At 68.6% G+C, this 14,047-nt stretch carries 14 protein-coding genes and 1 riboswitch; of the genes, 7 read left to right on the top strand and 7 right to left on the bottom strand.

Translation table 11 applies throughout. From position 1 onward, the window contains the following. Positions 1 to 25 precede the first annotated feature (25 nt). The 5 genes from ACW5EG_RS04505 to ACW5EG_RS04485 form a co-directional block, all read right to left on the bottom strand. Positions 26 to 700: a DNA-3-methyladenine glycosylase family protein gene (locus ACW5EG_RS04505; RefSeq protein WP_457020938.1), complete on the bottom strand. Its 675-nt coding sequence runs from the start codon at positions 698 to 700 to the stop codon at positions 26 to 28. A gap of 5 nt (positions 701 to 705) precedes the next feature. Continuing rightward, on the bottom strand, positions 706 to 1,071 hold the full coding sequence (locus ACW5EG_RS04500; RefSeq protein WP_457017556.1) for a DUF423 domain-containing protein: 366 nt from the start codon (positions 1,069 to 1,071) through the stop codon (positions 706 to 708). A gap of 79 nt (positions 1,072 to 1,150) precedes the next feature. Then, positions 1,151 to 2,320 (bottom strand): polyketide cyclase, encoded by a 1,170-nt coding sequence (locus ACW5EG_RS04495; protein ID WP_457017555.1) that lies wholly within the window; start codon positions 2,318 to 2,320, stop codon positions 1,151 to 1,153. 400 nt (positions 2,321 to 2,720) lie between these two features. Then, a complete protein-coding gene (locus ACW5EG_RS04490) occupies positions 2,721 to 3,362 on the bottom strand; it encodes a response regulator (RefSeq protein WP_457017554.1) in 642 nt (213 codons plus the stop codon). Then, positions 3,359 to 4,600: a histidine kinase gene (locus ACW5EG_RS04485; RefSeq protein WP_457017553.1), complete on the bottom strand. Its 1,242-nt coding sequence runs from the start codon at positions 4,598 to 4,600 to the stop codon at positions 3,359 to 3,361. The genes ACW5EG_RS04490 and ACW5EG_RS04485 overlap by 4 nt, the downstream gene beginning before the upstream one ends. A gap of 178 nt (positions 4,601 to 4,778) precedes the next feature. Here ACW5EG_RS04485 and ACW5EG_RS04480 point away from each other — a divergent pair, with 178 nt between their 5' ends. The 7 genes from ACW5EG_RS04480 (at position 4,779) to ACW5EG_RS04450 (ending at position 11,670) form a co-directional block, all read left to right on the top strand. Continuing rightward, the gene (locus ACW5EG_RS04480; RefSeq protein WP_457017552.1) at positions 4,779 to 5,366 is read left to right on the top strand and encodes a GNAT family N-acetyltransferase; all 588 of its coding nucleotides are present in this window, start codon (positions 4,779 to 4,781) and stop codon (positions 5,364 to 5,366) included. After that, positions 5,363 to 6,136, top strand: coding sequence for a septum site-determining protein MinC (gene minC, locus ACW5EG_RS04475; RefSeq protein WP_457017551.1), 774 nt, complete (start codon positions 5,363 to 5,365; stop codon positions 6,134 to 6,136). The genes ACW5EG_RS04480 and minC overlap by 4 nt, the downstream gene beginning before the upstream one ends. Before the next feature lie 25 nt (positions 6,137 to 6,161). Continuing rightward, positions 6,162 to 6,971: a septum site-determining protein MinD gene (minD, locus tag ACW5EG_RS04470; protein ID WP_457017550.1), complete on the top strand. Its 810-nt coding sequence runs from the start codon at positions 6,162 to 6,164 to the stop codon at positions 6,969 to 6,971. Positions 6,972 to 6,974: 3 nt separating this feature from the next. Then, positions 6,975 to 7,238, top strand: a complete 264-nt coding sequence (gene minE, locus ACW5EG_RS04465) for a cell division topological specificity factor MinE (protein ID WP_457017549.1) — start codon at positions 6,975 to 6,977, stop codon at positions 7,236 to 7,238. Positions 7,239 to 7,553: 315 nt separating this feature from the next. Continuing rightward, positions 7,554 to 8,060: a hypothetical protein gene (locus ACW5EG_RS04460; protein WP_457017548.1), complete on the top strand. Its 507-nt coding sequence runs from the start codon at positions 7,554 to 7,556 to the stop codon at positions 8,058 to 8,060. Between the two features lie 83 nt (positions 8,061 to 8,143). Then, positions 8,144 to 10,168: a M2 family metallopeptidase gene (locus ACW5EG_RS04455; RefSeq protein ID WP_457017547.1), complete on the top strand. Its 2,025-nt coding sequence runs from the start codon at positions 8,144 to 8,146 to the stop codon at positions 10,166 to 10,168. 89 nt (positions 10,169 to 10,257) lie between these two features. Further along, complete coding sequence (locus ACW5EG_RS04450; RefSeq protein WP_457017546.1) at positions 10,258 to 11,670, top strand: trypsin-like serine peptidase; 1,413 nt, start codon at positions 10,258 to 10,260, stop codon at positions 11,668 to 11,670. 56 nt (positions 11,671 to 11,726) lie between these two features. On the opposite strand, the gene ACW5EG_RS04445 is transcribed toward ACW5EG_RS04450, so the two are convergent. Both ACW5EG_RS04445 and ACW5EG_RS04440 read right to left on the bottom strand, forming a co-directional pair. Continuing rightward, positions 11,727 to 12,974 carry a multidrug effflux MFS transporter gene (locus ACW5EG_RS04445; RefSeq protein WP_457017545.1) on the bottom strand — a complete coding sequence of 416 codons (1,248 nt, stop codon included), beginning with the start codon at positions 12,972 to 12,974 and terminating at the stop codon, positions 11,727 to 11,729. Beyond that, positions 12,971 to 13,726 (bottom strand): hypothetical protein, encoded by a 756-nt coding sequence (locus ACW5EG_RS04440; protein ID WP_457017544.1) that lies wholly within the window; start codon positions 13,724 to 13,726, stop codon positions 12,971 to 12,973. The genes ACW5EG_RS04445 and ACW5EG_RS04440 overlap by 4 nt, the downstream gene beginning before the upstream one ends. 189 nt (positions 13,727 to 13,915) lie before the next feature. Further along, positions 13,916 to 14,034, top strand: a riboswitch (glycine riboswitch). The last annotated feature ends 13 nt before the right edge of the window (positions 14,035 to 14,047 follow it).

Here is a 14,047-nt window from a genome sequence, read left to right as displayed (position 1 = left end):
CTGCGGCGCACGACGCAAGCGCGCACTATCCCTGCGAACGATCCGTCGCCGCCTTCGCCGCGCTGGCGAGGTCGGCGATCCGCCACAGGTACAGACCCGCGTACGTGCGGTACGGCCCCCACTTCTCGCCACGCACCGCCAGCTCCTTCGGCGTCGGCATCGCGTCGAGGCGGTCCACGCGCTGCGCGCCCTTGCGGATGCCGAGGTCGTCGACCGGCAGCACGTCCGGCCGGCCAAGCCGGAACATCAGCATCATCTCCACCGTCCAGCGGCCGATGCCGCGCACCGGCACCAGCGCCGCGACGATGTCGTCGTGATGCATGGTGGACATCTGCCGCAGCGTCGGGATCTCGCTACACGCCTCGCGCGCCGCCAGGTCGCGCAGCGCCAGCGCCTTGTTCCCGGACACGCCGCAGGCACGCAGCGCGGCATCGTCGACCCGCCCCAGCGTGTCGGCATGCAGCCGCCTGCTGCCGATCGCCGCCTCCACGCGCCCGACGATGGTCGAGGCGGCCTTGCCGCTGAGCTGCTGGAACAGGATCGCGCGCGCCAGCGCATCGACCGGATCGAAGCGGGCACGCCAGCGGGGCTCCGGTTCGATCACGCCGATGCGCTTCATCCACGCGCCCAGCCGACGGTCGCGCCGCTGCAGGTGGTCCCAGGCGGCCGCCGTATCGAAACCGCGGGCGTATCGCGGCACGGCGCTCAGTCCCGCAGCGCGCTGGCCGCGTACAGCAGCCAGCCCAGGATCAGGACCATGCCGCCAAATGGCGCCGGCGCCGACGATGCGTCCCACAGCGACTTCGCCACCAGCGCACCGGCGAACACCAGCGTACCCAGCAGCAGCATCGCCAGCGCCGCCAGCGACAGCCGCGACGCCACTCCGCGCGCCAGCGCAGCAAGCGCGATGCCATGGCCGAATGCGAACAGCGCGGCCGTCTGCAGGTTGCCGCGCGCGCCCTCGCTGGCGCCATGCGACGCGTAGGCCGCCAGCGCCACGCCCAGTCCCGCCAGCACGGCGCCGCTCGCGCGCAGCCAGCGGGTCGACGGAAAGGCGACAGTCGGGCTCATGGATTCGGGGGACACAAACGCAGCGCGCCGCATCCGGGGATGCGGCGCGCGACGGACAGGGGCATGGAAGCGCCTTGCCTTACTGCTTGAGCCTCCAGAACACCTCGAACTGGCCGTTCTCGGTGAACGCCTCATCGATACCGTTCTTGTAGTACTCGAACGGACGATCGGTGACTTCGTGGCCGTGGGTCATCGCCCAGGCGCGCACCGCATTGCGCACGTTCTCCAGCTCGGCCATGTAGCCGGTGTACTCGCCACGGGCAACCTTGCCCGCCTCGACGCGGATGTATTCGACCGGCGCACCCTCGGGGATCTTGATCTCGAGCTTGCCCTCGTCCACCGCCGGCGCCTGCGCAACCGGCTGCGTCACGGCTTCGCCAGCTTCGCCTGCTTCGCCTTCACCTGCCGCGTCTTCCGCGCCGGATGATGCGCCCGCACCCTTGCGGCGCACCGCCTGCACCACGTCGAAGGTGTAGTTCTCGCGGCCCAGCTCGGTGGACACGATGCGCAGCGGACCGACCGGCTCGAGGTCATTCGCATCCATCGTGCGCTTGATCCACTCGCTGTTGGCCTTCATCGACTGCTTGATCTTCTCGTTGTTGCGCTCGACGGCGCCCGCGAACACCGACAGCAGGTTCTCGGCCGGGCGATCGACGACGCCCAGGTTGGTCAGGCTCACGCCCTCGGCGCGATAATCGACGTTGGGTACGCCCGCCAGCATGCTGGTGAGCTTGCCCAGGCCCATCTTCATGTCCTCGCCGACGTGGCCACGCACGTACATGCCGGCATAGCGGCCCAGCAGGTTCCAGCCGTAATCGACGTCGTAGCGCTGGGTGACCTCGATGTTGCGGCCGCCGCGACCGGTCGGCTTGAGCGTGAATTCCATGCGCTTGTTGTCGCCGCGGTCGGGATTCTCAAGCCGGTAGAGCACGCGGCTGTCAGGATCGCTCTCGACGATCTCCCAGCTGCCCTCGCCCAGCGCGCGCGCTTCGGAGGTGTAGTCGATGCGTGCACCGACGCCCGACTGCGGGCCGGACAGTTCCAGCTTCGCGGCTGGATCGCGCATGGACAGCGCGTTCCAGTCCTTGAAGCGGCTGAAGCTGTTGAGGGTGTCGAACACAATGGCCGGGCGCCGGTTGGTCTCGATCTTTTCGGTGATCGTGCGGCTCGACGGCAGGAACAGAGCGACGATCACGAACAGCGCGGCAACGATCGCCGTGGAAATCAGGATCTCGATCAAACGGGTCATTCAGGGTTCTCCGGGACCATTTCCTGCCGTAGCAGGGGCAAGTCGCCAATCCTATCAAGAACCGCCCGCGCCGGGCGAGCAATGCAGTCCTGAACCGGTCTTCCCGGAGGGGCGCCACGGTTGCCGGCGCAACTGCTGGCCCGTATACAAACGCGGGCCGTGCGACCACCCGCCCGCACGGGATCACGCAGTTTCAAGGCGCTTCATCGGCTCGCGGGGCGGCCACCGGAGCGAGCGGTCTCGTCGCTGACGATCGCGGCTGAAGCCGCTCCTACAGGTATCCGCCCCACGCAGGAGCGGCTTCAGCCGCGACCGGGCACCAGACCTTTGCGCAGTCGCGGCAGCACCCGTGCTGCCCGCGAACGCCCGCCGCGCTGCGGTGGGCCGGCCATCCTGTCGATCAGACCAACTGCAGCTCGAAGGCCTTCAGCACAGCCCGGGTGCGGTCGCGCACGCCGAGCTTGGACAGGATGTTGGACACGTGGTTCTTGATCGTGCCCTCGGCCACGCCCAGCGAATTGGCGATCTCCTTGTTGGAGAAGCCACCTGCCATCAGCCGCAGGATCTCGGTTTCGCGCTCCGTCAACGGGTCGGGCCGGTCGAGGCTCACGAAATCGTTGCGCATGTGCTCCAGGCCCGAGAGCAGGCGCTGGGTCACCGCCGGCTGCACCAGCGAACCGCCGCCGGCGACGGCCCGGATGGCGCCCACCAGTTGCTCCAGCGACACGTCCTTGAGCAGGTAGCCCTTGGCCCCGGCCTTGATGCCGGCCAGCACCAGTTGGTCGTCGTCGAAGGTGGTCAGGATGATCGTCGGCGGCAGCTGGCCGGCGCGCGAGAGCGCCTGCAGCGCCTCCAGGCCCGACATCACCGGCATGCGCATGTCCATCAGCACCACGTCGGGCTTGATCCCGGGGATCAGCTCGACCGCGTGCTTGCCGTCGAAGGCCTCGGCGATGACCTCGATGCCGCCGTCGAGCGCCAACAGCGAGCGGATGCCCTGCCTCACCAGGGTCTGGTCGTCGACCAGGCAGACACGGATCATGGAACCTCCAGGGGTCGGGGCGGATGGGACGGGGCGGGAGCCGGCGCGATCGCGGCCGGAGGGATCGGATCAATGACCACCACGCCGCCGTCCATCGGCAGGCGCAAGCGTACGCTGAAGCCGCTGCCGGGCGAGGTTTCCACCTGCAGCGTGCCGCCGTGCGCGGCCAGCCGCTCACGCATGCCGAGCATGCCGTTGCCGGCGGTCGCACCCTCAGCCCCGCGCCCGTCGTCGCGGGCATCCAGGACCACCGCATCCCCGTCAAGCCGGTAGCGCAGGCGCAGCAGGCTGGCCTCGGCATGGCGCACGGCGTTGGTGACGATCTCCTGGGTACAGCGCAGCAGCACGTGGGCCCGTTCGGGATCGTCGACCAGGAAGGTCCGTGGCATGTCCATGTCGATGCGCAGGCCCGGCACGTTGTCGGCCAGGGGCAGCAGGGTCGCGCGCATGTCGATGGCGTCGTCGTCGCGCAGCCGGCTCACCGCCTCGCGCACGTCGCTCAGCAGCAGCTTGGCCAGGGTGTGGGCCTGGCTGACGTGCACCTGGGCCTGGCCTTCCACGAGATGGTTGGCGACCTCGAGGTTGAGGCTCAGCGCGGTCAGGTGGTGGCCGAGCAGGTCGTGCAGCTCGCGGGAGATGCGGGTGCGCTCGTTGACGCGGACACTTTCGGCAAGCAGCGCGCGGGTGGCGCGCAGCTCGGCGTTCAGCCGGCGTTGCTCGTCGCGGGCCAGGACCTGCTGGCGGGCGACATAACCGGTCGCGAACACGAAGCAGTTGAAGCCGACGTACAGCATCGACTGCATCACCGCTTCGAGCAGCGAGAAACCGATCGCCCGCACGTAGACCGGCACCACCAGCAGCACGCTGATCACCAGCGCGGCGATGCTCACCGGCAGCGGCAGCAGCCAGGGCAGCACGCAGGCGGCGACCATCAGCAGCAGCACGCCCAGGCCGGTGTTGCTGTAGTAGCTCAGCGCCACCGCGCTGCCGATCATCAGCACCAGCAGCAGGTAGTCCGGCACGCTCACGCGGCGCGAATCGAGCGCGCGGGTCAGCCACGCGAAGCTGAACCCGAACAGACCCCAGGCGAACCATGCGTTCCAGCCGGCGCCGACACTCGACAGCGGATCGGCATCGTCCACCGGCCCCGAAATCACCCACAGCGGCAGAACCATCACCGCCCATGTGAACAGGCCGGCATAGCGCAGGAGGCGGGCATGGTCGAGGTGCGACAGCATGGCGCCATGGTAGGCGCAATCCGGGCCGCCGCGATCCCTCGGAAGTCATGCTGCGAAGCGGCATGCGCCCCCCCCCGCGGGCGGCGCCCATGCGATAATCCGCGGTGGCCGTCGCACGGCGCGCGCGCCGTTTGCCGAGCTGCGGCCGGGCAGCACCCGCAGTCTTCTGGAGTCAGGAATGTCGATCGTCATCCGCGACGTGCGCGAGCACGAGCTGGATTCCATCCTCGCCCTCAACAATGCCGCTGGCCCGACGATCCTGGCGCTGGACGCGGCCCGCATCCGCAGGTTTTTCGACACCGCCGAATACTTCCGCGTCGCCGAGCGTGATGGCGCCCTGGCCGGGTTCCTCGTCGGCCTGGGTTCGGACGCCGAGCACGACAGCAGCAACTTCCACTGGTTCCGCACCCACTGCGACCGGTTCTTCTACATCGACCGCATCGTCGTGGCCAGCCGCCGCCGCGGCGGCGGCGTGGGCCGCGCCTTCTACGCCGACGCGCAGAGCTATGCCGAATTGCGCTACCCGCTGCTGACCTGCGAGGTGTTCCTGGAGCACGACGCCGACCCGGTGCGCCTGTTCCACGGCAGCTTCGGTTTCCAGGAGATCGGCCAGCACGTGATGCCCGAGAGCGGCATCCGCGCCTCGATGATGGCCAAGGACATGTGCAGTTACGAATGGGTGCGCGATACCTACCGCGAGGCCTTGCCGGCCGAGCCGTGGCTGCTGCGCCCGCGCGCGGCCATGGCCGAGCCGTCCGCCGCATGAGCGCGGGCATGGATTACGAACAGGCCGGCGAGCTGAAGATCGGCCAGGTCGGCATCGCCAACCTGCGGGTGCGCACGCTCGACATCGGGCGCCTGGCCGAGGAGATGCGCAGCCGCGTGGCCCGCGCGCCGAAGCTGTTCGCCCGCGCCGCGGTCATCCTCGACTTTGGCGGCCTCGCCGCGTCCCCCGATGCCGCCACTGCCCGCGCCCTGGTCGAGGCCCTGCGCGAGGCCGGCGTGCTGCCGGTGGCGCTGGCCTGGGGCAGCAGCGACAACGAGGCACTGGCGGTCCAGATCGGGCTGCCGGTGCTGGCGCGCTTCCGCGCCCAGTACGAGTCCGTCGCAGGGGAGACTGAGACAGCGGCGCCCGCGCCCGCGTCGACCCCGCCAGCGTCCGCCCAGCGCGCGCCGGCAGCGGCGCCCCCGCCCGCCGACCGCGCCGCCCCGGGCCTGGTCCAGACCGCGCCGGTCCGCTCCGGCCAGCAGCTCTACGCCGAGAACCGCGACCTGACCGTGCTCTCCCAGGTCGGCGCCGGCGCCGAGGTCATCGCCGACGGTTCCATCCACATCTACGGCCCGCTGCGCGGGCGTGCGCTGGCCGGGGCCCAGGGCAACGCGAAGGCGCGCATCTTCTGCCGCGCCTTCCACGCCGAGCTGGTCGCCGTGGCCGGCCACTACAAAGTGCTGGAAGATATCCCGAAGGATCTGCACGGCAAGGCGGTGCAGGTCTGGCTCGACAACGACGAACTCAAGATCGCCGCACTCGATTGACGGCGACACACACAGGAGACGTGTTTTGGCAGAAATCATCGTGGTCACCTCGGGCAAGGGAGGCGTTGGCAAGACCACCAGCAGCGCCAGCCTGGCCAACGGCCTTGCGCGGCGCGGCAAGAAGGTCGCGGTCATCGACTTCGACGTGGGCCTGCGCAACCTCGACCTGATCATGGGCTGCGAGCGCCGGGTGGTGTACGACTTCGTCAACGTCGTCCAGGGCGAGGCCTCGCTGCGCCAGGCGCTGATCAAGGACAAGCGCTTCGACAACCTGTTCGTGCTGGCCGCCTCGCAGACGCGCGACAAGGACGCGCTGACGATCGAAGGCGTGGAGAAGGTGCTCAAGGACCTGTCCGAGGACGGCTTCGACTACATCCTGTGCGATTCGCCGGCGGGCATCGAGAAGGGCGCGCACCTGGCGATGTATTTCGCCGATCGCGCGATCGTGGTGGTCAACCCCGAGGTTTCCTCGGTGCGCGACTCCGACCGCATCCTGGGCCTGCTGTCGTCCAAGACCCGAAAGGCCGAAACCGGCGAGCGCGTGCAGGAATACCTGTTGCTGACCCGCTACAACCCGCAGCGCGTGGAAAAGGGCGAGATGCTCTCGATCGCCGACGTGGAGGAGGTGCTGGGCATCAAGACGCTGGGCGTGATCCCCGAATCCAACGACGTGCTCGACGCCTCCAACAAGGGCGAGCCGGTGATCCTGGCCAGCGAATCCATGGCCGGCCAGGCCTATGACGACGCCGTTGCACGGCTGCTCGGCGAAGACCGGCCGATGCGCTTCACCCAGGCGGAGAAGAAGGGCTTCTTCAGCAAGCTCTTCGGGAGCTGAGTGATGGGACTGTTTGATTTCCTCAAGCCCAAGCAGAACACCGCGGCGATCGCCAAGGACCGCCTGCGCATCATCGTCGCGCAGGAGCGCACCAGCCGCGGCGCGCCCGACTACCTGCCGCTGCTGCAGCGCGAGCTGCTGGAGGTGATCCGCAAGTACGTCAGCGTGGACGTGGACGCGGTCAAGGTCGACCTGGTCAAGGATGGCGAGCACGACGTGCTGGATATCTCGGTCGCACTGCCTGACGGCCGTTCCGCGACTGCCTGATCGCAAGGCGTTCGCCAAGAAAGGGCGTCTCCTCATTGGACGCAAGTCCGACGCGGCGGGCTAACTGTCCACCTGGACTTCGGATAGACGCCGCGTCCTGTCGGCTGGGCATCACTTTGCGCTCGGTCAGGGCATCGTGCCCTGACTCGCGCGCAAAACATCCATGTTTTGCTTGTCGCGATCCCCGGCCGCCAGGACACGGCTCACTGCTGCTGGTGCCGCAACGCTTTGGTGCCCACGGATGTTGAAGCACGGGACGGCTCCAAACCGAAGACCTGCACCCAATCGGCGCCGACGTAACGGACGACTGTCGACATGACCGCCCAAGCCACGCCAGCACCAGACAAGATCTTGCTGCTGCGCCACATCGCCTTCGCCGACGCCGCAGCGCTGATCCAACGCTACGGCCTGCAGTTGCACCATGTCGACGATGGCGCGCCGATCCCCGGCAGCTATTGGGGTGAGCCGGAAGCAGGCATTGTCGGCAGCAATGTGTACGTCCGCGGCGACACGCCGGTGCACTCGATGCTGCACGAAGCCTGCCACCTGATCGTGCTGCCCGAAGAGCGCCGCCAGGCCGTGCACACCGACGCGACCGATTCTGTGGCCGAGGAGGACGCGGTCTGCCTGCTGCAGGCCCTGCTCGGCGACGCCCTGCCCGGCGTCGGCCGCGACCGCGTGTTCGCCGACATGGACGCCTGGGGTTACACCTTCCGCCTCGGCAGCGCGCGCGCCTACTTCCAGCACGATGCCGGCGCGGCCTGGGACTGGCTGCACGCGCGCGGGCTGGTCGATGCGCAGCGCAGGCTGCTGGCGGCCTGAGTCCGGACTTCCCGCACTTGCCCGGCGGCGGCCGCCGATCTAGCCTGCCGGCACCGCATTGCGCGCACTGCCCGGATCCCATCGTGAATCATCGCCACGCCCTGCTCGTCCTCGCCATCGGCGCAAGCCTTGCCCTGTCTGCCTGCAAACGCGAACCCACGCCCGCAACCGACGGCAGCGCGGGCGCGCCGACCGGCACGGTGCACGCCGACGAGACCGCCGACGCCTTTGTCGCGCGCGTCAACGCCGAGCTCAAGGCGATGTATCCGGAGATGACCGCCGCGCAGTGGCTGTCGAGCACCTACATCATCGAGGACAGCCAGCTGCTGGCGGCCAAGTCCAGCGAGAAGTTCCTGACCGCGCTCAATGCGTGGATCGAGCAATCCAAGAAGTTCGAAGGCCAGCAGATGTCGCCCGAGACCGCGCGCGCGATCACCCTGCTCAAGCTCGGCACCGCGATGCCGGCACCCAAAGACCCGGTCAGGCTGGCCGAACTGACCCGTATCGCCACGAAGATGGAAGGCATGTACGGCTCGGGTTCGTACTGCAAGGCCGAGGGCGACAGCCAGAAGTGCCGCCAGCTGGGCGAGCTGGAGGACGTGCTGGCCAAGAGCCGCGACTACAACGCCCAGCTCGACGCCTGGCAGGGTTGGCACACCATCGCCCAGCCGATGCGCGGCGACTACACGCGCTTCGTCGAGCTGGTGAACGAAGGCTCGCGCGAACTCGGCTACGCCGATGCCGGCGAGATGTGGCGCGCGGGCTACGACATGTCGCCGGTCGAACTGTCGGCCGAAACCGATCGCCTCTGGGGCCAGGTCAAGCCGCTGTACGAACAGCTGCACTGCTACGCGCGCAGCCGCCTGGACGCACAGTATCCGGGCCAGGGATCGGTCGACGGCCTGCTGCCGGCACACCTGATGGGCAACATGTGGCAGCAGGACTGGGGCAACCTGTGGGACGTGCTGGCACCGTACAGCGCCCAGCAGGCCGGCAGCCTCGACGTCAACGGCGCGCTGCAACGCCAGTACCAGGCCATGCTCAACGAGCGCCTCTCGCGCGAGAACGCGCTGATCGACACCGACAGCCGGGTCGAGGTGGTGCGCAAGGCGCAGCTCGAGCATGCGCGCCAGATGACCCGCCAGGCCGAGGAGTTCTACGTCTCGCTGGGCATGCCTGCGCTGCCGGAGAGTTACTGGCAGAAGACCCAGTTCATCAAGCCGCGCGACCGCGACGTGGTCTGCCATGCCAGCGCCTGGGACATGAACATGGGCGGCGATGACGGCAAGTCGCCCGACGTGCGCACCAAGATGTGCATCAAGCCCGGCGAAGAGGACTTCTTCACCATCTACCACGAGCTGGGCCACGTGTATTACTACCTGGCCTACAACAAGCTGCCGCCGCTGTTCCAGGGCGGTGCGCACGACGGTTTCCACGAGGCGATCGGCGACACCATCGAGCTGGCGATGACGCCGACTTACCTCAAGTCGATCGGCCTGGTCGGCGAGCAGCAGCCCAGCCATGAGGCCTTGATCAACGCGCAGATGCGCATGGCGCTGGCGAAGGTCGCGTTCATGCCGTTCGGGCTGATGATCGACCGCTGGCGCTGGGGCGTGTTCGACGGCTCGATCACGCCGGAGAACTACAACAGCGCCTGGTGGGATCTCAAGGCGAAGTACCAGGGCGTGGCGCCGGTGACGCCGCGCGGCGAGGAGTTCTTCGACGCCGGCGCGAAGTACCACGTGCCGGGCAATACGCCGTACACGCGCTACTTCCTCTCGCACGTGCTGCAGTTCCAGTTCTACAAGGCGCTGTGCGACGCGGCCGGCCACCAGGGTCCGCTGTACGAATGCACCTTTGCCGGCAACAAGGCCAGCGGCGCCAAGTTCTGGGCGATGCTCTCGCACGGCAACAGCCAGCCCTGGCAGCAGACGATGAAGGAACTCACCGGCGGCGAGCAGATGGATGCATCCGCCGTGCTGGAGTACTTCGCGCCGCTGCAGGAGTGGCTCAAGCAGCAGAACGAGGGCCGGACCTGCGGCTGGCAGGCGCCAGCGGCGGCGGCCAATGCCGAACCGGCGGCGGCCGCTCCCCCCGGCGACGGCTGAGGCCCGTCGTGCGGCCCAGCGCGGGGCTGCACGTTCCCGCCCCGCTCGCCTATGATGCGCGCCGAACAGGGGATGACAGGATGCCAGCCATGCGCAGGACGGTGCTTTCGTTGTGCTTGACCGCGGTCGTCGCAACGGCCGCGGCCGCGGATGCGCCGCGGGTGCACAGCGAGGCCAGCCGTACACCCGCGACGAAGTCGGCCACCGGCTGGCGCGCCGCGGATACACCGGTGGCGCAGTTGCGCTACAGCGAGATGTCCGCGCAGCGGATCCACCGGCTGCAGCAGGACAACGCCTCGCGCAGCGGCAAGCCGATCCAGATCGGCATCGCCCGCGAGGCCGCCGTCGAAACTTCGGCGCGAGCGCTCCCTGCACTGCAGTGGACCCGGCTGGCCGACGGCAGTTCGGTGGCGCGCATCGAGTTCGTCTCACCGCTGGCTTACGGCGTGCGTGCCGGGCTGCGGATCGACGGCCTGGACCCACGCGCTGAACTGCGGTTCGCGGGATCGGCCCAACCGGGCCACATCGTCGCCATCGTCCGCGGCCAACAGGCCGCCGGGCTTGCCGGTGACGACGGGCTGTACTGGACGCCCACGACCGAAGGCGAGCGCCAGATCCTGGAGATCTGGCTGCCGACGGGAACCTCGCCCAACGGCGTCCAGATCGATGCACCCCGCCTGAGCCACCTGATGGCCAATGCGGTCGACGAGTTTCGCATCCTCAAGAACATCGGCGGGTCGGGCAGCTGCAACGTCAACGCCGTGTGCCGCGTCGGCGAGTTGGGCCAGGGCTATGCGCTAACCAAAGACGCGGTGGCACGCATGGTTTTCGTCAGTGACGGCGTCAGCTACCTGTGCACGGGCACCTTGCTCAACGATACCGACAGCGCGACGCAGGTGCCCTGGTTCCACACCGCCGACCACTGCATCGATTCGGCGCAGCTTGCGGCGACGCTCAACACCTACTGGAAGTACGAATCCATCGCGTGCGACACCAACTCGGTGGGCGGGTACGTGCAGCTCAGCGGCGGCGCCGACTACCAGTACTCGAGCTCTGTCACCGACGGTGCCCTGCTGCGCCTGCGCGACGCTGCGCCAGCCGGTGCAGTGTTCGCCGGCTGGGATGCGAATGCGCTGCCCTCCGGCATCAGTGTCCTGGCCATCCACCATCCCGCCGGCGATCTGAAAAAGGTGTCATCTGGCCACCACGCGACGTCCAGGAGCACAGGGGCGCGCAATGCTGCGAGCTGGCTGAATGGAACTACCGAGCAAGGCAGCAGTGGCTCAGGCCTGTTCACTCTTGACGGCGGCAACTACTACCTGCGCGGCGGGCTGCAAGGCGGCTACGCCTCCTGCGCAAACTCGAACACAACGCACACCGACAACATCGACTGGTATTCGCGTTTCGACGTGGACTTTCCCGCCATCCGCCAGTACCTCGCCCCCGAGCAGCCCACCGCGCCGCGCCGGCGCAACGGCTCGCAGCCGCTACGGCCGCGCTGACCGGCTGGAAGCGCCACTGCCGCCTCATCGCGAAAGCATCGCGGCTGAAGCCGCTCCTACAGCTGTTCGGTCGGTTCCAGCGCGCCCGGCGCCTGCGGGCAGTCCGGCGGCGTGCTGCCGCGGCGGATCTCCCAGCGCCAGAACGCCCAGCCCGACAGCATGAAGGCTGCGGCCAATGCGGCCAGATGCAGTGGATCGTGGCTCACCAGCGGCGAGATCACGCCAGCGATCAGCGCGTTGAGCACCAGCCCGGCGAAGGCCTGCAGCGACGAGGCCGAGCCGCGCTGGCGCGGATACATGTCGAGGATGGCGAGCGTCACGATCGGGAACACCAGCGCGATGCCGAAGGCATTGAGCACCATCGGCAGCACCGCCCAGGGCACGCTCGGCTGCGGCACGGCCGCGCTGTAGGCGAGGTTGACCAGGACCGCCACGCTGCTGAGCGCAAAGCCGATGTTGGCCAGGCGTGTCCCGCTGATGCGCCCCGCCGCGCGCCCCGACACGAAGGCCCCCAGCATCATGCCGCTGATCATCGGGATGAAGAACCAGCCGAACTGGCGCTCGTCCAGGTGCAGCAGGTCGAGCACGAAGGCCGGGGCGGAAGCGATGTACAGGAACAACGCGGCGAAGTTGAGCGCGCCGGCCAGCGCCAGGCGCACGAAACGCGGGTTGGTCGCGATCCAGGCGAAGTCGCGCAGCAGCCGGCGCGGCGACGGCGCCAACCGGGCCTGCGGCGGCAGTGTCTCGGGCAGCCAGCGCCAGGTCGCCAACAGCAGCAGCACCGAGAACCCGACCAGGAACCAGAAGATCAGCGGCCAGCGGCCCCAGCCCAGCAGCCAGCCGCCCACCACCGGCGCGATCGCCGGCGCCACGCCGAAGATCATCGACACCTGGCTCATCAGCCGCTGCGCGTCGTCGCCATGCAGCACGTCGCGGATCACGGCGCGGCCGACGATCAGTCCCACGCCCGCCGACAGGCCCTGCAGCGCGCGGAAGGCCAGCAGGGTGCCGAGGTCGGTGGACAGCGCGCAACCGACCGAGGCGGCGATGAAGACCACCAGCCCGGCCAGGATCACGCGGCGCCGGCCCAGCATGTCCGACAACGGCCCATGCACCAGGCTCATCAGCGCGTAGGCGATCAGGTAGACGCTGATGGTCTGCTGCATCGCCAGCTTGTCGGCGCCCAGGTCCGCGCCTATCACCGGGAACGCCGGGAAGATGGTGTCGATCGAGAACGGCCCGAACATTGCCAGGCCCGCCAGCAGCAGCGCCAGGCGGCGGAGGCCGGGCGGACGATGGCTCATCGCGGCGTGCGCCTCACGGTCGGGGGCGCCTGCTGCTCCGGCGCGACACCGGCTTCCTCGCGGTCCCCACGCGAGCGCCAGCCCAGCAGGCGGATCGCCGAGACCGAATCGATCGGCAGCACTTCCGCGCGCCGCTCGCCAGGATTCCACACGAACACGAAGGCACTGCTGGTGCCGAGCATGCGCCAGTCTCCCGGCAGTTCCCGCGCCTGGTTGGTCAGCCGCACCGACACGGCGTGGCCGCCACCCTCGTACGTCCGCTGGCCCCGGCTGTCGCCGAGTGCGTACAGGCAAAAGGCCATCGCCAGCAGCGCGGCCAGGGTCGTCATGGTTTCCGGATGCAGCCCCATGTAAGCCCACCAGTCGCTGCGGCGCGGCAGCAGCACGCGGCCCCACCAGCGGCGTTCGATCCGCGACACGCGCTCGGGATGGCGCTGGCGCCAGCGTTCGGGCAGCAACGCCAACCAGGACGCCAGCAGCGTCCACAACAGGAGCCACAGGTACTCGGGCCGGCGCAGGCCGGCCACGAAGTAGTCGCTGCTCTGCATGAACTCCAGGATCGGGATGTCGAAACGGCGGTAGAACCAGTAGCTGTCCCACAGTCCGTAGACCGAGATGAACAGGTAGCTGCAGCTGATCAGCAGGACGGGTTCGCGACGGAACACGCTCCAGATCCTGCGGACCAGGGACACGTCGCCGTCGGCATCTGGCCCGGGGCCCTTGGTGGAGTGCTGCGCCTGGGTCGGAATCATGCGGGGGAATATCCGGGAAAGGCGTTCAGATTAACAACTCCGTGCCCGCGAAGACGCCCATGGTCCGCGATCGGGCAGCAGCCAGGCGCTATAATCGCGAGGCAATGGTGGGAGAAGCACAGGGCGCGTTGCCCGTGCTGCCGAAGGCGCAAACGCCCGTAATCGCTCAGGCCCGATACCACCGGACGCGGCAAACACTCTGGAGAGACCGACCGGCACGAGCCGGAACCGGCGCCGAAGGGGCACGAAGCACGCGATCCTCGTCCGCGCGCTTCCAAACTCTCAGGCAAAAGGACAGAGGGGCACCACCGCCACGGAACG

It is taken from the genome of Luteimonas sp. A611, assembly GCF_054072715.1.
Note: the sequence above shows the minus strand (reverse complement) of the source record. Positions and strands in the feature narration are given on the sequence as shown.